This is a genomic window from Gilliamella sp. LMG 34359 (assembly GCF_984569085.1).
The window spans coordinates 2,912,826-2,932,392 of record NZ_OZ474906.1 but is presented as its reverse complement, the minus strand read 5'-3'; the positions used below and the strand labels follow the sequence as shown (position 1 = coordinate 2,932,392).

General features: G+C 34.1%; 14 protein-coding genes and 3 tRNA genes. 13 read left to right on the top strand and 4 right to left on the bottom strand.

Annotated features, from left to right (window positions below):
• Positions 1-50 precede the first annotated feature (50 nt).
• From tssC to tssM, 12 genes are read left to right on the top strand one after another with little or no spacing between them, the layout of a single operon-like run.
• Entirely contained in the window at positions 51-1,532 is a 1,482-nt protein-coding gene (gene tssC / locus AC5LXV_RS13415) for a type VI secretion system contractile sheath large subunit (RefSeq protein ID WP_493466750.1), read from the top strand.
• An 8-nt stretch (positions 1,533-1,540) separates the two neighbouring features.
• Positions 1,541-1,969 carry a type VI secretion system baseplate subunit TssE gene (gene tssE / locus AC5LXV_RS13410; protein WP_110432961.1) on the top strand — a complete coding sequence of 143 codons (429 nt, stop codon included), beginning with the start codon at positions 1,541-1,543 and terminating at the stop codon, positions 1,967-1,969.
• Between the two features lie 15 nt (positions 1,970-1,984).
• Positions 1,985-3,748, top strand: coding sequence for a type VI secretion system baseplate subunit TssF (gene tssF, locus AC5LXV_RS13405; protein WP_110432962.1), 1,764 nt, complete (start codon positions 1,985-1,987; stop codon positions 3,746-3,748).
• Entirely contained in the window at positions 3,712-4,695 is a 984-nt protein-coding gene (gene tssG / locus AC5LXV_RS13400; protein ID WP_110432963.1) for a type VI secretion system baseplate subunit TssG, read from the top strand. Before tssF ends, tssG begins: the two co-directional genes overlap by 37 nt.
• Positions 4,696-4,699: 4 nt before the next feature.
• Positions 4,700-6,001, top strand: a complete 1,302-nt coding sequence (gene tagH, locus AC5LXV_RS13395) for a type VI secretion system-associated FHA domain protein TagH (protein WP_493466749.1) — start codon at positions 4,700-4,702, stop codon at positions 5,999-6,001.
• Positions 5,994-6,524: a type VI secretion system lipoprotein TssJ gene (tssJ, locus tag AC5LXV_RS13390; RefSeq protein ID WP_181415917.1), complete on the top strand. Its 531-nt coding sequence runs from the start codon at positions 5,994-5,996 to the stop codon at positions 6,522-6,524. Before tagH ends, tssJ begins: the two co-directional genes overlap by 8 nt.
• Positions 6,524-7,870 carry a type VI secretion system baseplate subunit TssK gene (tssK, locus tag AC5LXV_RS13385; protein WP_110432966.1) on the top strand — a complete coding sequence of 449 codons (1,347 nt, stop codon included), beginning with the start codon at positions 6,524-6,526 and terminating at the stop codon, positions 7,868-7,870. The genes tssJ and tssK overlap by 1 nt, the downstream gene beginning before the upstream one ends.
• Before the next feature lie 2 nt (positions 7,871-7,872).
• Positions 7,873-8,607, top strand: a complete 735-nt coding sequence (gene icmH, locus AC5LXV_RS13380; protein WP_110432967.1) for a type IVB secretion system protein IcmH/DotU — start codon at positions 7,873-7,875, stop codon at positions 8,605-8,607.
• Between the two features lie 15 nt (positions 8,608-8,622).
• Positions 8,623-11,256, top strand: coding sequence for a type VI secretion system ATPase TssH (gene tssH, locus AC5LXV_RS13375; protein ID WP_493466748.1), 2,634 nt, complete (start codon positions 8,623-8,625; stop codon positions 11,254-11,256).
• Between the two features lie 3 nt (positions 11,257-11,259).
• Positions 11,260-11,931 (top strand): type VI secretion system-associated protein VasI, encoded by a 672-nt coding sequence (vasI, locus tag AC5LXV_RS13370; protein ID WP_493466747.1) that lies wholly within the window; start codon positions 11,260-11,262, stop codon positions 11,929-11,931.
• 17 nt (positions 11,932-11,948) lie between these two features.
• The gene (tssA, locus tag AC5LXV_RS13365) at positions 11,949-13,370 is read left to right on the top strand and encodes a type VI secretion system protein TssA (protein ID WP_493466746.1); all 1,422 of its coding nucleotides are present in this window, start codon (positions 11,949-11,951) and stop codon (positions 13,368-13,370) included.
• Between the two features lie 11 nt (positions 13,371-13,381).
• Positions 13,382-16,894: a type VI secretion system membrane subunit TssM gene (gene tssM / locus AC5LXV_RS13360; protein WP_493466745.1), complete on the top strand. Its 3,513-nt coding sequence runs from the start codon at positions 13,382-13,384 to the stop codon at positions 16,892-16,894.
• A gap of 525 nt (positions 16,895-17,419) precedes the next feature.
• Here tssM and AC5LXV_RS13355 read toward each other — a convergent pair.
• Positions 17,420-17,938: an Hcp family type VI secretion system effector gene (locus AC5LXV_RS13355; protein ID WP_110432972.1), complete on the bottom strand. Its 519-nt coding sequence runs from the start codon at positions 17,936-17,938 to the stop codon at positions 17,420-17,422.
• Positions 17,939-18,386: 448 nt separating this feature from the next.
• Here AC5LXV_RS13355 and AC5LXV_RS13350 point away from each other — a divergent pair, with 448 nt between their 5' ends.
• On the top strand, positions 18,387-18,650 hold the full coding sequence (locus tag AC5LXV_RS13350) for a PAAR domain-containing protein (protein ID WP_493466744.1): 264 nt from the start codon (positions 18,387-18,389) through the stop codon (positions 18,648-18,650).
• A gap of 597 nt (positions 18,651-19,247) precedes the next feature.
• On the opposite strand, the gene AC5LXV_RS13345 is transcribed toward AC5LXV_RS13350, so the two are convergent.
• The 3 genes from AC5LXV_RS13345 to AC5LXV_RS13335 all read right to left on the bottom strand — a co-directional run bounded on the left by AC5LXV_RS13345 (position 19,248) and on the right by AC5LXV_RS13335 (position 19,527).
• Positions 19,248-19,323: transfer RNA gene (locus AC5LXV_RS13345), tRNA-Lys, on the bottom strand.
• 17 nt (positions 19,324-19,340) lie between these two features.
• A tRNA-Val gene (locus AC5LXV_RS13340) sits at positions 19,341-19,416 on the bottom strand.
• Between the two features lie 35 nt (positions 19,417-19,451).
• A tRNA-Val gene (locus AC5LXV_RS13335) sits at positions 19,452-19,527 on the bottom strand.
• Between the last annotated feature and the right edge of the window lie 40 nt (positions 19,528-19,567).

Below are 19,567 nucleotides of genomic sequence, written 5' to 3'. Positions count from 1 at the left end.
ATATATAGTAATTATGGGATTAATAATAAATTAAATAAGGAATCTGGTATATGTCTAAAGCAGAATCTAATGCTCTTCAAGAATCAACAGTAGTTCAAGAAAGTTGCCTACTTGATCAAATCATGTCGAAATCTCGCCTAGAGCCGTCAGAAGAAGGTTATGAAACCGCTAAAAAAGGTGTAGCTGCCTTCATCGCTAAAATGTTAGAAAGCGACAATAAAGAAGAACCGATTAATAAGATACTTGTTGATCAAATGATTGCCGAGGTGGATAAAAAAATATCTGCACAAATGGATGAAATTTTGCATCATGAAAAATTCCAACAAGTTGAAAGTGCTTGGCGTGGAATAAAATTATTGGTTGATAGAACAGATTTTCGTGAAAATATTAAAATTCAATTGATGCATGCAACCAAAGAAGAGTTATTGGAAGATTTTGAATATTCGCCTGAGATAGTGCAAAGTGGCTTTTTTAAACACATTTACTCAGCTGAATATGGGCAATTTGGTGGTGAGCCTGTTGCTGCCATTATTGGTAACTATGCTTTTACCGCAGGCGCTCATGATATTAAATTATTGCAATATGCGACATCAGTTGGTGCGATGGCTCATGCTCCATTTATTTCAGCTGTATCTCCTAAGTTTTTTGGCGTGGATAGTTACACTGAACTTTCGTCAATTAAAGAACTTAGTTCAATTTTTGAAAGCCCAGCTTATGCCAAATGGCGTTCATTCAGAGAGTCTGAAGATGCTCGATATTGTGGTTTATTAGCAGGTAATTATCTTGCTCGCTTACCTTATTCGATTTCAGACAATCCTATTAAAACGTTTAATTATAATGAACAAGTAGACGATAATCATAATCACTTCTTATGGGCCAATTCAGCGTTTACTTTTGCATCACGTATTACTGAAAGTTTTGCCAAATATCGTTTTTGCGCCAATATTATTGGTCCTCAAAGTGGTGGGGCAGTTGAAGATTTGCCTGTCCATTTATATGAGTCAATGGGTGAACTTCAAGCAAAAATTCCTACAGAAACACTTATTTCTGATCGACGTGAATTTGAATTATCGGAACAAGGTTTTATTGCTTTAACGATGAGAAAAGGTTCGGATAATGCAGCATTTTTCTCCGCTAATTCAGTACAAATGCCTAAACGATTTGCAAATACGAAAGAAGGAAAAAATGCTGAAACTAACTATAAACTAGGTACACAGTTGCCTTATATGTTTATCATTAATCGATTAGCACATTATATTAAAGTGTTACAACGTGAACAAATTGGTTCTTGGAAGGAACGAGCTGATATAGAACGCGGTTTAAATGTTTGGCTTAAACAATATGTGGCTGATCAAGAAAATCCTCCTGCAGATGTTCGTAGTCGTAAACCATTACGTGCGGCGCAAGTTGCTGTTTCTGATGTTGAAGGCGATCCAGGTTGGTATCAAGTAGAATTATTAGTTCGCCCACATTTTAAATACATGGGTGCTAATTTTGAATTATCATTAGTTGGCCGCTTAGACAAAGAATAAAATTTGTTATGGCAGCCTTGTTAAGATGGAAGAACGATCAACAGCAAAGCTTGTTTGATCGTATAAATACTGAGTCCAATCGAGATGATTATCGAGTAGATAAAAATCGATTGGATTCGATTAAGTATAATTTATCTAGAATTCTTAACAGCCGTCCAGGTGGTTGTCAAAGTGCAAAATCTATCGGTGTTGTTGATTTAAATGATGCAACTATAAGTGCATCAGAAATTAGAGCTGAAGTTTGTCGGGCTATCAAAGACTGTATAATGCAATATGAACCACGCATTGTTGAAGTCACGGTGGTTTCTCGAACAAATGAAGATGATGCATTGACAATGCAATTCGAAATCCTAGCGGTTGTGAAAGATGAGCTGGGTACGGATAACGTAACGTTCAGAATGTATATTGATAATAGGCAACATTACTTTTTTGATTAATTCAGGATTGACCTTATGTCGTTAGTTGCAGAACAATTTCAGGATGAAATCACATTTGTTCGAAATGTAGTGCGTGATTTTGCTAAAGTTAATCCTCAATTACTTCAGTTTATAATTGAGGAAGAGACAGATCCCGATGTCGAAAGGCTTATTGAAGGGCTTGCTTATATTACAAGTACGCTTAAATTAAAGCTAAAACATGATTTTCCTGAATTAATCCAATCGCTTTTGGTTTTACTGTGGCCAAACTATTTAAAACCGATTCCGAGCCTAACTATTCTTGAAGCATCAATCAACGATGAAACCCAACAAGTGATGTTGCCTAGAGGAAATAATGTCTATTATCAAACTCAAACTTTATTTCCTTATACTTTCCAAACTTGTCGTGATTTGATAGTTACTCCATTGATTATTAGTGATTTACAACTCTCACGTCAGTTACAAAATGATTCGCTGATTATTCATTTTAAGTTGGATACTAACTTTAAACCTCGTAATCTTAATGATCTTCAATTTTATCTTGGTGAAGATAGTTATGTCGGTTCGATTTTGTATATGATGCTAATGAATTATGTAGAATCTGGTTGTATTGTAATTAATGGTGTTGAATTGCCCCTCACTAATTTACAATTTAGTCCAATTGGTTTTAGTCGTGAACAATCTCTATTGCCTTACGCAGAGAACACCAATAAAGGATTTAGAATTCTTCATGAATATTTTGCTTTTCCTGAAGCCTTCCTTTTTTTGCAACTTTCTCATCAAGATGATCATATACTACCTGATAGCATTGATTATTCAGAGTTTCAATTAAAGATCTCCTTTAGTCACATGTTTGATTCTCGAATTAAATTACGTAAAAACATGATTAAGCTTAATTGTGTGCCGGCGATAAATTTATTTTCTCATGATAGTGAACCGATTCTTCTCGATGGCAAAAAAGAGAAATATCCATTAGTAGCTAGCTATCAAAATAGTGACCAATTCGAAATTTTTACTGTCACAAAAGTTGAAAGTGGTTCAAGGCGAAATAAGAACGGTAAAAAGAGAGCAGAATATGTTGATTTTAATAGTTTTGATCATCAACATCAATTTGATAAAGGTAGAGATAAACTCTTTTATAATGTCGTAGAAACGCAAGATAAACGTACGTTAGCAATTCGTCACTGGCTCTCTTTTATACGTGGAGACGAAGAGAATTGGATCAATAAGATTGAAACGATCTCTGTCACCTTATTATGCTCAAATAAAGATAAACCCTCTAACTTAAAAATTGGAGAATTAAAACAAGTTATTTCATTGGAAAATCATATACAGGTATATTTAACTAATATTATTCGTCCCACCTTGCAATTAGTGCCAATGATTGATGAAACTCAATATTGGACAACAATTTCAAATTTAGCAAAAAATTATAATTCATTATTACAAAAAGATATCTTGAAGCAACTTTTTCAAAGCTATCATTTTCCTGCAATGCATAACAGACAAGAAGAAAAAAGTTTATTAAAAGTCATTAGTGGTATTGTGGAAATTGATTCAAAGCAAGTCGAACGTAAATTGAAAAATGGTCTTATTGTTAGAGGAGTTGAAACTTACTTATATTTAAGTCAATCAGTCTTTAAATCCGAAGGTGACCTTTATGTATGGAGTACTGTATTGGCTCACTTTTTTGCTCAACAAGCCGCATTAAATTCATTTCATTTGTTAAATGTGATCAATGTTGATAATCAGGAGCACTACACATGGCCAGTGAAAATCGGGCAGCACTTGCTGATATAGACCCGAAAACATATAGTTTTTATCAACTGCTAGAGTTAATTTATAAAATATACGATCGGCAGGATGATTTAAATAAGGATATTTTTCCTGAAGATGAATTAGTTCGCTTTAAGTCAAGTGGTACCTTAGCTTTTCCTAAAAGTGATATTGCTGATTTAAAAAAGGATAAAGATGGACATTATCTTTTAGAAACCACCTTTTTAGGGCTTCAAGGTAGTCAGTCTCCTTTGCCAAGTTTTTATCTGGAAGAGTTAGCTTGGAGTTATGCCCAAGATGAACCAGGTATGAACAATTTTCTTGATTTATTCAATCATCGTTTCACGACGCTTATTCACCGTATTTGGCGGAAATATCGTTATTATATTTCTTATAAAGACGGAAAAGATTCTTTTTCCCAAAGAATGTTTGCATTCGCTGGTTTAGAAAATCCAATGATAAGGCAAGCATTAAAAATTAATCACAGCAAAATGTTATCTTATGTAGGATTACTTTCTGATTCTACACGTTCTCCCGAAGTAATTAGTGGCTTAATTGCTCATTGCTTTGATTTAGATGATGTTTCGATTATTTCATGGCAAGAGAGGCTAGTACCTATTCCAGAAGATCAACAGACTAACTTGGGTGAAAAAAATAGTGAGCTAGGTGAAAATTTTGTTATTGGTGATTGTGTTGATGATTGTAATGGAAAATTTATTTTATGTTTAGGTAATTTGACGGTTAAACGTTATCTCTCTTTTTTACCTTCCGGTGATACGTTTGAACCATTGAAAACGTTTGTGTCATTTATTTTACGTGATCAGTTTGCCTTTGATGTCAAACTTTCCCTAGCTAAAAATCAATTAACTGAAATGACGTTAGGTGATGACATTAGTTGTTTATTAGGTTGGACTACTTTTATTGGTGAAATGCCAGATTATCCAAGTGTTACCATTTGTATGAGAGAATAAAAATATGGATCAAACAAACTCCCCAAAAGTTTTACAATTAAAAATCAGAAATACAGAAGCCCTTCAAAGTGGTAATACTAGGGATCATGTGTTTGAACGATTAGGCGGTACGTTAGGTAGTAATCAAAATGCTGAATGGCAGATTCAGGATCTGTATAAAAGTGTATCAGCAGTACATGCGCAGATAGAATATAACGATAGTGAATATTTTATTAAACCATTGGGTGATAAGTTATTTATCAATCGTTCTGAAATTAGCCTAAATAGCAAATCTGTAAAATTACAACATGGTGATGAAATAAGAGTAGGTAACTTGGTCATACTAGTCAGGATTGCTGATAGTCTTGAGTTTTTGTTAGATGACCCTTTGGATAAATCACCTGAACAAATAATATCAATGAGGGAAATTTCAGTGAATGATATGTTAAAAACCGATAATCCAAATGAGGCCTCATACCACTTTGATGATGATCTATCTGCATCACAAGCCAATGAAGTGATTGATCCACTTAAAGCAATAGAAAAAGATTCTCAAGATGAATTAACTCGCTTTTATAACAGTATTCCAAATAATCAACAGCAAGTATCAACCAGAACATCTTCATTAATTGACTATAATGCCAACGCTGAACAAGGTAATGTGTTAGATAACTCTTTTATTGATGTTCCGCGATTTGAGTCAAAATTATATGATGACAATACCTTTAGTATGGAAAAAATAAATTTGAGTTTAGTCCCTTTTCTTCGTGGATTAGGTATCGGATTAGACATTAGTAACACCGATGAAGCTAACTTACTTTTGGAGGAGTTAGGAGAAACATTAAAAGCAACTGTTGAAGGATTATTGAAATTAAACCATTCAAAAGCAGTCTTAAAAAATAAAAATTTGCGACCGATTGAAGATAATCCCTTAAGGTTAAATCAAAATTATGCGGATACGATGGATCTCTTGTTTTCAGAGCAACCTTGTACTGTTTATCTATCTGCCCCTGCTGCAGTAAAAGAGTCACTAGAAAATGTAGCTATTCATAATCAAGCAAGTGAAGTTGCGACGAAATTTGCACTTTCGGCCATGTTAGATGCTTTTTCCCCAGAACAATTAACTAACAGATTTGAAATTTATCGTAATAGCCGTAGAGTGAAAGAGCATGATGGTACATGGTTTTGGAACATGTATTGCAGTTATTATAAAGAGCTATCGTCAAATCGCCAGCAAGGCTTTGAAAAATTGTTCTGGGAACATTATGAGCAAGAGTATGATCGACAATTGCGATTACTTAATCAGGAGCAACAAAGAAATGTGTAATCGTTTACTTAGATTCTCTTTTTTAGTTTTAATCTCGCTGACGTTGTTTGGCTGTGAGACATCTAAAAAGATTTACGAGGTGATCAGCGATCCAAATATACCGGTTGGTTATCCTTCGGATAATCCAACTGAGTTGGTATTGACTTTTCTGTCTGATGATAATATCAACGAGAATCTAGATGGCGATGCAACACCTATCGAGATACAAGTTATTTATCTCAATGAAGATTCCTATTTCTTGAGTGTGGATTATGATCAAGTATTAATCAATGGACCAGAGAAGACATTTAGTAAGAATTATGTTGATCATCAAGACTATATTATCTCGCCCGATCAGTATAAGGTTTTACCTCCATTAAAGCTTGATTCAAAAACCCGTTTTGTCGGCGTTATTGCTCATTATGCTGATATCAATGAATCTTATTGGGCTGATATTGTTGATGTTGAAGCAGTGGGTAAGAAAACAACGCTCATTATTCATATAAAAGCAGATGAAGTTTTAATTAAGAAGGAAGAAAAATAATGGGTACACATAGTAATGTTATTTGGGTAAATGGTGCTGTTCGACCACAGAATTTTCAGCAACAACAGCGTTATTATGATTATTTGTTAAGTCACCATTTAAATCTAATGAATCACTATTTTTATGGATTTAGTATCCTAGAACTAAATCGTGAGTTTTTGCGATTAGGTCGAATCGGTTTAGCCTCAGCATTAGGTTTGATGCCTGATGGTACTTTATTTGACTTGCCTTTCCAAGATAAGTTACCTGAACCGATTGAAATTAAAAAATTGGATTCTGCTGAAAGTCATAATATTTATCTTGTATTACCTAATCGAAATGATTCTGTCACAAACATTGAATCAATAAACGGAACCACTAAGTTAGGAAATACTCGATATGTACAAGATGAGATCCCTGTTCGTGATGTGTTTGGTAAAAATGGTGAAGTGCGAGACGTGCCAATCGCTAAATTCTCTCCAAGACTAATGCAGGGGTCAGAAGATCTCAGTGCTTACACTGTGTTGCCTGTTTGTCGAATTAAAGAAAAGAAAGCAGATGGTACAATTGTATTGGATGAAAATTTTATTCCTACCTGTAATTCAATTAATGTGTCATATCTACTTTATGACTTCTTGGGTGAAGTGGCGGGATTAATTGCCGAACGAGGGAAACAGTTGTCACAAAGGATCAGTGCTCCAGGCCAACAAGGTGTTGCTGATGTCGCTGAATTTATGATGTTACAACTATTTAATCGAGCAAAACCTGTCTTTTTACATCTATCTAAACAGACGAGTGTTCATCCAGAGGTGCTTTATCATCAATTAGTCTCACTTTGTGGCGAGTTAATGACGTTCACCGATGAATCTCGAGTTGCCCCGCTTTTTGAAAACTATAATCATGATGATCTTACCATGACTTTTTATGACTTAATGTTAATCACTCGGCGAGCATTAAGTACTGTATTGACCCCAAGAGCGGTATCAATTCAATTAACTAAACGGTCTCATGGTATTTTAGATGGCGTAATTCATGATAAGACATTATTACGTACCGCCGACTTTATTCTCGCGGTTAAAGCTCAAGTTCCACAAGAGATCTTATTACGATTGTTTGTTCAACAAACTAAAGTCGCAACACCTAATAGAATTCGTGAGCTTGTGAGTGTTCAAATACCTGGTGTGCCACTTAAAGCACTTAGCGCCGCACCGTCACAGTTACCCCATCACTCTGGTTATACTTATTTTCAATTAGATACTAATGTGAGCGCTTGGGAAGAAATTGTGAAAAATGGCGCTATTGCATTCCATGTATCAGGTGATTTCCCTGAACTTGATATGCAATTTTGGGCTATAAGAGGTAAATAGTCATGCAAAATACAACATTTCAGAATGAAGAAAGCATTCAACAAGAGTTTATCTTGCGCGGTAATAGTATTAACCCAATGATTGATGCCGCAACCCCTTTGCTTGGTATGACTCAAAGGTTAAGAGATGTGACAATTTTAGATAATGCCGAAGAAGTTTATAAACAGGTGGTGAATGATATTTTAGCTATTGAGCATATTTTACAAACCAAAGGGTATGAACCTGGTGCGATTGTCTCTTTCCGCTATGTACTTTGTACCTTTATTGATGAGTTAGCAATGCAACATCCATGGAATACCCAAAATAATTGGGGTAAACATTCGCTACTTGTGCGTTTTCATAATGAATCATGGGGCGGTGAACGCGTTTACTTATTGCTTGAACGTCTAATGAGTGAACCTAAAAAGTATAAAGATCTTCTCGAATTTATTTATCTCTGTTTCTGCCTTGGTTTTCGTGGTCGTTATAAAGTGGGTATTGGACATACAGAAGAGTTTAATAAGATTTTTCGCCAATTACATAATCTGGTTATCTCCATGCAAGAAGAATATGGTAATACCGTATTATCTCAAGGGAAAAGCCTGAAGAGCATCTATAAAGTGAAGAAGAAAGTATCAATCAGGGCTCTATGTGTATGGTTGATTACCTCTTTTATGATTATTTATCTCATTTACGCTCTAAAATTGAATAGTCAAACTCAGGGAATTATAGAACAGTTAAATCAATTGTTACGTTAATATTAGGATAACTATATGATTAGAGTCGATTTGCCGAAACTTGTTGCACAATTACATCCGACTAGCCGACAAATTTTGGAAACTACAGCTTCACTATGTGTCAGTAAAAAGCAACCTGAAATTACAGTATCGCATTATTTATTACAATGTTTAGAAGTTCCATTAAATGATATCAGAGTTATTTTGGATAAAGCTAAAATTGATTATAAATTATTACAAAAGTTGTTAGATGAAAGTGCTATTATTCATGCCGAATGGGACGATATGCCGCCTTTTTCTCCGCTACTGATTGAATGGTTTCAGGACGCATTATTAATTTCTCAAGTCGAATTAAAACAGCATCAGATTCGAACTGGTGCAATGTTACTTGCTTTACTTCATAACCCAACTCGTTATGTTTCTGTACAAATTGCTCAATATCTTAAGCCAATTAACCAAGAGTTACTAAAAGATCAGTTTGCATTATGGACAGAAGGTTCGGCAGAAAATCTTACTGAAGATGAAAGTTCACAATCTAGGCTCGCTAAGTCAACCGGCGAATTAACTTTGTTAGATCGTTATGCCACAAATGTTACTGAATTAGCAAGAAATTCCAAGCTTGATCCTGTTTTATGCCGTGATGAAGAAATTGATCTTATGATCGATATTTTATGCCGTCGCCGCAAAAACAACCCGATTGTTGTCGGTGAGGCTGGTGTGGGTAAAAGTGCACTTATTGAGGGATTGGCATTACGAATTATTGATAATCAAGTACCTGATAAGTTAAAAGGAACGGAGTTAATGAACCTTGATTTAGGGGCACTGCAAGCTGGTGCGTCAGTAAAAGGTGAATTTGAAAAACGTTTCAAAGGTATTATGTCCGAAGTGATTGAATCACCAACACCAATTATTCTGTTTATTGATGAAGCACACACATTAATTGGTGCAGGTAATAATGCCGGGGGATTAGATATCTCCAATTTATTAAAGCCCGCATTGGCGAGAGGCGAATTAAAAACCATTGCTGCAACAACATGGAGTGAGTATAAAAAATATTTTGAAAAAGATGCTGCGTTATCTAGGCGATTTCAACTGGTAAAAGTCGATGAGCCAAGCGCTAAAGAAGCTGTGATTATTCTTCGAGGATTGAGATCTATCTATGAACATTCACATGGTGTTTTAATTGATGATGATGCATTACAAGCTGCGGCAGTATTAAGTGACCGCTATTTATCCGGAAGACAGTTACCAGATAAAGCAATTGATGTATTAGACACAGCTTGTGCGCGGGTTGCGATTAATTTAACCACGCCACCAAGGCAAATTTCGGCGTTACAAAATTTATTACATCAACATAAAGCTGAAATGGAGTTACTACAACGTCAACAATGTTTAGGATTAGGCGATCATACTGAACGTTTAGCTGAATTAAATGAAAAAAATGTTTCAATAGAAAATGATCTTCAACAAATGGAAAAACTTTGGCAACAACAGCAAAATTTGGTTCTTGAAGTGATTGATTTGAGAACCCAGTTATTGCAATTAGATGAAAACGCTAATAATGAGAAAAGTGTAACGGATGAATCAGCAGAGATCTCTAAAATAGAGTTGATTGATCAGCTTAAACAATTAATGCAGCAATTAGATCAGTTACAGAAAAAAGAACGTCTAGTCTCTCCGCATGTCGACAAGTCTCAAATAGCGAATGTTATTGCTGAATGGACAGGAGTTCCGCTCAAACAGATTTCACAAGATGAACTAAGAGTTGTGACTGAATTACCGACTTATTTGAATAAGACAATAAAAGGTCAAGAACTCGCGATTGCTCATTTACATAAGCATTTATTAACATCAAGGGCAGATCTTAGAAGACAAGGTAGACCATTGGGATCTTTTTTACTTGTTGGTCCAAGTGGTGTCGGTAAGACGGAAACTGTTCTACAAATTGCTGAGTTATTATTTGGTGGCAATCAATATTTGACGACAATTAATATGTCTGAATTTCAGGAAAAGCATACAGTTTCTCGTTTAATTGGTTCTCCTCCTGGTTATGTCGGTTATGGAGAAGGGGGAATATTAACTGAAGCAATCCGTAAGAAACCTTATTCAGTGGTGTTATTAGATGAGGTTGAAAAAGCCCATCCTGACGTACTTAATTTATTTTACCAAGCTTTTGATAAAGGGGAGCTTGCAGATGGTGAAGGACGCATTATCGATTGTAAAAATGTAGCTTTCTTTTTAACTTCCAATTTGGGTTATCAAACTATTGTACAAAATGCTGATCAACCTAGTGACCTTCTTGATAAGTTATACCAAGAATTGGCTAATTTTTTCAAACCAGCCCTTCTCGCTAGAATGGAAGTGATTCCTTATTTACCATTATCAACTGAAACGCTTAAATCTATCATTGCTGACAAGTTGGAACGGTTGCAAAATGTACTTCATTCTCGCTTTAAAGCTGAGGTTATTTTTGATCCTGCGGTAGCAGAAGAAATTATAAATAGAGCAACACGAAATGAGAATGGAGCCCGTATGTTAGAGTCGATTATAGACGGGTACTTATTACCACCTGTTTCTTTATTGCTATTAAAGAAAATATCAGCTAATGAAACAATAACACAGATTAATTTTAGTGTTGATAATCATCAATTTACGGCAGAGGTGAGCTAATATATGCGTAAAATTCTCTATTGTAATCTTGTTTATATTGCATTTTCCTTGTGTCTCTTATTAAGCATGAGTTTTATAAATATTGCCGATGCTGAATTAAATAATGAAAGCAAATTTAATATGTTAAATAATTGTGCTAATGAAGAATCAGCACTGACTAGGTTAGAATGTTACGATAAAATTTTACGTCCTAATATGGGGTTTAAGTCTGATAATCAACAACATAGCGCTATTTGGTCGTGGATTGTTGATCAGGAAAAACAGCGTATTGAAAATAATACTGAAATTATTGTTAACCTATTTGATAAAGGAGATCGTGTTTTGTTAACCACTCCGGCAATAGGTCATCAACCGCCGAGGCCTATTTTGGCCTTTAGTTGTGTCGATAATATTACGCGGATGCAAATTGTTTTATTTAATCCAATGAACAATAAGAATACACCAATAAATTTAGAGACAGATAAAAGTTCTTTGAGCGCTAATTGGTTTGTTAGAGAAAACGGTTTTATTTTTGAATCCAGTCGTGGTTTATTAGGTATTGAACAAATTAAGCGTCTGCTTGATGCAAAGTCATTAACCCTGAAGTCGGATGAACCGATTCTAAATGGTTTAGTCTTTAATTTAACAGGATTAGAGACAGCTATAAAGCCATTAAGAACATCCTGTCACTGGTAATAATATAAGGAATAATGATGACAGAATTAGAAAATCATCCTTGGTTGGCCGTTATATTGAGTGAAATAGATGATCCGACATTACCTGTTGATGATGAAAATCCACTATGGGATTATATTGATAGTTCAATAACGATTATCGGAACGATAAACCATAGTCAAATCGATTTTGATAAGTTGCAACAAAATGCATTGCAGTTATTGAAACAAACAAAAGATATGCGGGTAATTACTCATCTATTACGGACATTACAGCACGCAAAAAAACCGCAAAATATTTTGTTAGCTATTTACTTATTTTCCGCCTATATCCCTAAATATTGGTTGGTTTCTGCACCACAACCTCAATTGAAAAAAAAATTATTTAGGCAAGTTATTCAGCGATTTTTGCAAGCGAATAAAAATTTTGATTTAGAAGCAACCGCTATAGAAAAAAAGCTAGCATTTGAATACTTAGGCATAATTAAAAAATTTTTTGAAGAGAATAATCAAACAATTGATGATGATTTTTTGCAACTTATCACGGCATATGAGCGATTTTCTGCTCAATCATCTATCTCAAGTGTCGATGAAAATACTATTGTTCATGAGACTCCATCTAAGGTTAAAACTGCAACTGTTGATGGTAATGAAGTTAAAAATCAACCGCAACAAGCGGCGCACACTGCTTTTCAAACTATCACGATAAATCATAACACAGAGGTAGAGTGGAAAAGAACTCTCATCAAGGTTGCAGAACTTTTAATGGAACGAAATCCAAGTGCACCTATTGGTGCGCGTTTAAGAAGACATGCTATTTTTTCTTCTCTTTCTGAACCAATTAATAATAATAATGTTACAGAGTTGATGTCTGCTCATATCGATCGTGTTAATGAATATAAATCTAATATTAAAAACATAACAATTGAAGAGTGGATAAAAATCGAAAATGAGTTAACTTTAATGCCATTCTGGCTTGAAGGCCACTATATTTCAGCTGCTGTGGCGTCAAATTTAGGTTTTGATTTGGTTGCTGAAGCTATCTTAGATGAAGTACAAGTTTTATTAAATCGCATACCTAAATTATACGATTTAAAATATAGTGATCTTACCCCTTTTATTAGTGCTGACATGAAAAAATGGTTGAAACCCAAAAATCAATCATCACCAAATGAGCCTGAAAAATTAGAAGAATTAGTTTTCGATTGTTTTGATAAAAATGGTCTAGAGGTTGCCGTTAAGATGCTTGAAGAACATTGTCGTTCTCAAGATATGAGAGATAATTATTATTGTCAAAAAATCAATGCCCAACTTTTAAAACATGCAGGATTTAAAGCTGTAGCTAAGCAACAAGCATTAAGTATTTTAATGGCTTGTGAAAATATGACGTTGTCAGAGTGGGAGCCTTCTTTCATTGAGGCATTAACTCAAATAACTAGGATTAATAATTCAGTAAAATAGGACGATATGCAATGAAGTTACCTGCTATATTACAATTAATTAGACCCTCGTTGCCTAAATTAAAACCGTCAATAACATTATTGATATTTCTTTTCACTATTGTATCACTTGTTTGGTTATGGATATGGGGTTCTGAATGGACATTTGCCGAATATAAACCTTTTTCTTCCTTTGGAACTCGGCTACTGATCACGGCATTTTACATTATTATTTATTTGGGATGGGGTTTTTATTTTATTTTTAAAAAACTTCAAAAATATGAGCAGAAGCAAAAAGAGACAAAATCAAAAGCAAGGGATCCGATCAAAGAGGATATCGATATACAGAAGCGATATTTAAAACATTGGATTGTAAAGCTAAAAGAACATTTCAATAATGATCGTGATACTGTTTATCAACTGCCTTGGTATCTTGTTGTAGGCGCACAAAAAAGTGGTAAAAGTACACTTTTGGCAGAAGGTTATCCTTTTACATCGCTTTACTCCGAAGAGTCAAAAGAACAAAAATCTTCTCTTATCAATGCGTTGTTAGGTGAACAAGCGGTCATTTTTGATGTCGATGGTTTATTAATCGAACAACCACATACAGATGATCAAGGAAAACCTAAATTATATAACAGATTATGGTTTTCATTTTTAGATTGGTTATTACAAGTGCGCAATAAACAACCTTTAAATGGTCTTATTTTAACCCTTGATTTGCATGATTTTGTCTCTTCAAACAAGAGGCGACAAGATGAAATTTTGTCTAGTTTACATCAAAGAATATTAGATATTTATAAAACATTGCAATGTAAATTACCTGTTTATATTGTTTTCACCAAGCTTGATCTATTTTATGGTTTTGATGCAATGTATCAGAAGCTTGATAAACATCAGCGTGATAGCATTTTAGGTGTGACATTTGACAATGAAGACAAATGGGCTGAAGAATTCAACGTTTTTTGGTCTAATTGGATTGAAGGGATGAATCGAGCTATACCTGATATGATGCTTAACGGTGTAGATAGTATACAAAGAAGTGCACTTTTTTCATTTAGTCGGCAGATGAATGGTATTGAAGATTACATGAAGTATATTGTTAACTATTTATTGCTCAATCAAGATAAGCAAACATTTATTCTTCGAGGCCTATATTTAGTATCATCTACACAAAAAGGGCAAATAGACGATATTTTTGTTAAGACAACCGCACAACAATATCATTTAAGCATTCAACCTTATCCAACCTGGCCGATTTCGCAGACAAGCCCTTATTTTTCTACTCAGCTATTTAAAGAGGTATTATTATCAGAACCAAATATTGCCGGTTATAATCAAAAGGCAGAGCAGCAATATTGGCATAAAGTTAAAATATTTGCAGGTATTGGAGCATTATGTTCAATTGGTTTGATTAGTGTCTGTCACTACTTCTATGAGAAAAATTATAAATCAGGTGAATATGTTTTAGAGCAAGTCAAACAGTATATGGGAACTTCAGCCAGCAATGAAGATGATATCTATGGTGACTCAGAATTACCGACTCTAAATCCACTCCGTGAAGCAATGTTTGCTTATGGAAATTATCATGAATATAACCGCTTTATCTCTAATTTCGGCTTTTATCAAGGCTATAAAATAGCACCGTCAATTGAATCAACCTATTTAACATTATTACAACAAAAATACTTGCCAGCTATTTTGCGAGGATTAACGGTTGAGCTTGAGCATGCAGCAAAAGAAAGTGAACAAAAATTAGAAATATTACGTGTGATGCGTATGATTGAGGATGAGTCAGGAAGAGATACTGATCTGGTAATGAATTATATGCGCCACCGTTGGAGTGATCTATTTGTTGGTCAACAAGATAAACAATACCAACTTGCCCAGCATTTAGAATATGCAATGAACCACAATCAATGGAAAAAAGAACGTGATGATGGTGATAAAATGGCTATTGAGGCATTTTTACCGTTTAAGCAGCCAATCCAACTAGCCCAAGTTGAATTAAGAAAGCTATCTATTTTCCAACGAGTCTATCAAAGCTCATTAATTAAATCTGTACATGTATTACCAATAGATCTGAATGTTAAAACCCAAATTGGGGCATCATTTGATTCAGTTTTTAAAGTCAATAATGAGAAATTATTGGTTATCCCTCAATTTCTAACTTATGAAGGACTAGTCAATTACTTCTTAAAACAAGATGAACAACTAATAGATTTAACTGCACTAGATAGTTGGGTTTTAGATATTACCAAGAATGTAAAATATACCGATACAGATAGGGCAAATATCAAGCGCCATATTATTGACCTTTATATGAGTGATTATATTAATACATGGCATAAAGCTATTGATAATTTGATGATAAAAGATTTTGACAGTATTGCTAGTGCGATTGTAACTTTAGAAACTATCAATAATAGTGAGCAACCTTTAAAAAAAGCGATTTTACTAATTAAAGATAATTCTCAGGTAGTGACTTTATCCGATACGACTAGTAAAGATGAACCAAAAATAACATTTACTGTTGAAGAAAGAACGCTGATTAACCATATTCATCGAGAGTTTGCAAAAGAGGTTTCTGTTTTACAAGATAATAATGAGCAATTAAGTGCTATCCAAAATGCATCGCAGAAATTAAGTGATCTTCATCGTTACTTACTTATGATACAAAATTCACCATCCCCAGGTAAATCTGCTTTAAAAGCTGTACAATTACATGTTAATCAAAACAGTAGTGATCCAATTATTGAAATTCAACAATTGGCTAAAACAGTACCTGAACCGTTAGGACGTTGGTTGAATGAGTTGGCGGACCAAATTTGGGATGTGATTATTAGAGAAGCGATTCGTTCTTTAGAAGTGGAATGGAATGAAAAAGTTGTCAAAGATTTTAATTTGAATATAGCTGATCGTTATCCATTTAATCCATCATCTAATCGAGATGTTTCACTTAGTGAGTTTCAGAGATTTTTTAAAAACAATGGCGTTATTGATAGTTTTTATCAAGAAAATTTGAAAGTATTTATTGATAATAACCTGTTTAAAGATTCAAATGATAAATTGCTGATCAGACCTGATGTGTTAGCACAGTTGAAGGCAGCCGATAAAATTCGTCGAACTTTTTTTGATGCGCAAAATGCTTTGATTGTTCAATATACTATTGAACCTGTGTCTATGTCAGGTAATAAACGCCGAAGTCTCTTGAATCTAGATGGTCAATTAATCGATTATAGCCATGGCAAGAGTATTAAAACTCAATTAATATGGCCAAATACCATGCGAGAAGAAATAGAAAGTAAGTTAACGCTTATTTCTAATAGTAATCAGAGTTCGCGAAGTTTAACCCGTTCTGGCTCTTGGGGGCAATTCAAATTATTTGGTATGGGTAAATTGACCAATATTACCGAGTCATCATTTGATGTACGATATGATATTGATGGCGGATATATTCTTTATCGGATTAGTGTTGATAGTGCAGAAAATCCATTTGCTGGTGGATTATTTAGTCAATTTAAACTTTCCGAGACACTTTATTAAAATTATGCAGATCCTTTTTATTAAAGGATCTGCTTTTTAGGATCTTATTATCATTAAAAAATTATATTTAAATTATCAAAATAGCCACAGACTCTTGCCGTTATGATAAGTGTGAAATAAAAAAATCTGCTATTAATTTATCTTAGTATTTTATAACTACAAATTTATTCGCTATGGAGAAAAAATGCATTAATATTATTTCTAATAATCGAATAGTTATTGTAAAATTTCAAAGATATTATTGTTAGAGTGTAACTCAATTACTGGCAAAATATGAATTATTATCAGCATCAATAGCAAAGATTATGTTCAACACTCACCATTTGTGGTATTGAATGGATTAGCTAATATGATGATAGGCTTTGAGAATGTAACTGACAAAATAATTCAAACTGACAATAGCTAGCGAAGATGGTAAAAATATTAACTGGATAAACGAGATTGCTAAATGAATGTAAATTGAAATGCCAACATAATATCAATGATTAAAAGGCATCTGCCTTTCAATCATTGAATTCAAACTAATTAAGACTCGATTGGAGCTCTCCAGTCATCAGTACCTGAAGTTCCCGCTACAGTGTGTTCCCAATCAATTTTTCGATAAGCTAAAGATACTTTTAAAAGCTGTGTATATTCTTTATCATTTGCTGATTGGCAATGAGGCATATGCAGATCCATATCTACAATAGTTGCATCCTCAAGGGTTGTTGTAAAAAAGTGCTCTTGTTTACCTTCAATAGAGGTTCTATACCATTTTAATTCCACTTTAGTTAACATTTCACCTGAGGCTAATGCATTATATAGTAAGGGAACGGCTTTATTTAAAGCGACAACGAATTGAAAAGGCTTATGTGCGCGCTGACCTGAAGGTTGACCAGATTGAGGATCAGTTGGTACGGTTATATTATGTAAAAACTCTTGAACCAACATTTCATCTTCGTGACCATTAACATAGATGTTACCGACTGATTCAGCAGTAAATGCACCTGCAGTGATGTTTCCTTGTGTTTTTCCTTCAATGGAAATATAACATGGAGTAGGCATAGTTGTTCTCCTATAAAACGATTATCATGATTGTAAACTTTACTTCCTGCTAATATTAAATATGTACAACTAGGCATATTATACATGGTTTACGATAAAAAAAACTATAATATTTACTAATATTACAAAAAAATTTTTTTAAGCTAATTTCTTTCTAGCTTAATAAAAAAAGATTATATTTTTCATGATATTGTTCTGAATTTATATAATATCAGTTTCTTGTTTAACACTAATAAAATGATCTAAGAACACCGAATAAGTAAATATCCTCAAGGGATAATGTTTATTAATAAAAAGATCAATAGAGAAAAAGTAAAAATAGATTTATTTGGCAGATATCATGATTTAATAATATTAAAAAAACACTTGTTATTAAGATAAAAAAAGTTAACGATATGCAGTATTAACACTAATGACATAAGTTTAAATTTTTTAGGAGATAATAACCATGAGGGGCATAATTCGACTTGGTGATCCAACAAGTCACGGTGGTAAAGTTATCACCGCATCGTCGCATACTTTTATTAAAACTAAACCCGTTGCGCGTGTTGGTGACTTAGTGTCATGTCCTATTTCTGGGCATGGTGTGAACCCGATAGTTGAAGGGGAAGCTAATTTGCTGGATGAAGGTAAAAAAATTGCTTTAGATGGACATAAAACAGCTTGTGGTTGTTCATTGATCTCAACCTTAGATGATGTTGGTTTTGGCTAATTATAAATTTATTATTGTTTAAGCAATACAATGCTAAGGAAATTTGCAATCGATTTATGCTTTTTTCTAGTAATATTTTTCAAATAACGGTTACTAAACTTTTGGCTTAACACACAAATAGGTGTCCTTCACTTAATATTGATTAAATTATTTATAGGTCGAGAATCAATAAATTGGTGTTCTGCAAGTTTAAATTTTGTTTTTTGCCTGCTTTATCTATTGATTTAGTGAATATGAAGAAACGCAAAAAATAGTATTATTATTCAAAATGTTGGTATTAGTTTATAAAGAGGTTGCTGCAGGTCAAGTTACCAATGTAAATGTGACAGTTAACCATTAAAGAGGTTAAAAGAAAAAAGTTTGAGGCTTGTGTATTTTGAGGCTTATGTATAAAGTTGCTTTAACGCCAAATACAGAGGCAGACGTGGTTGTTATTTATGGCAGAGTTACTACCTATATACTTGAATATAACAACAAAAGCTTACTTTTACTATTAGATTATTTGACACTGATTACTTTAATCAAAGCTTATCCCTTGATCTTATTGTATAAGAACAGAAGACATTTCAGTTTTAGATTTTTGAAAGAGAGAGAAAATGGTGGGTCGTGAGCGATTCGAACGCTCGACAAACGGATTAAAAGTCCGCTGCTCTACCGACTGAGCTAACAACCCATAAAATAAGTAGTAAGTGGTGGGTGATACCGGGTTCGAACCAGTGACCCCCTCCTTGTAAGGGAGGTGCTCTCCCAACTGAGCTAATCACCCCAAGTGTTTCTTTCGAAAAACTTCACGGTAAGAATTGGTGGGTGATACCGGGTTCGAACCAGTGACCCCCTCCTTGTAAGGGAGGTGCTCTCCCAACTGAGCTAATCACCCTTACCGTGTGGATGTGCATTATAAGGCGTGTCTTATTTGA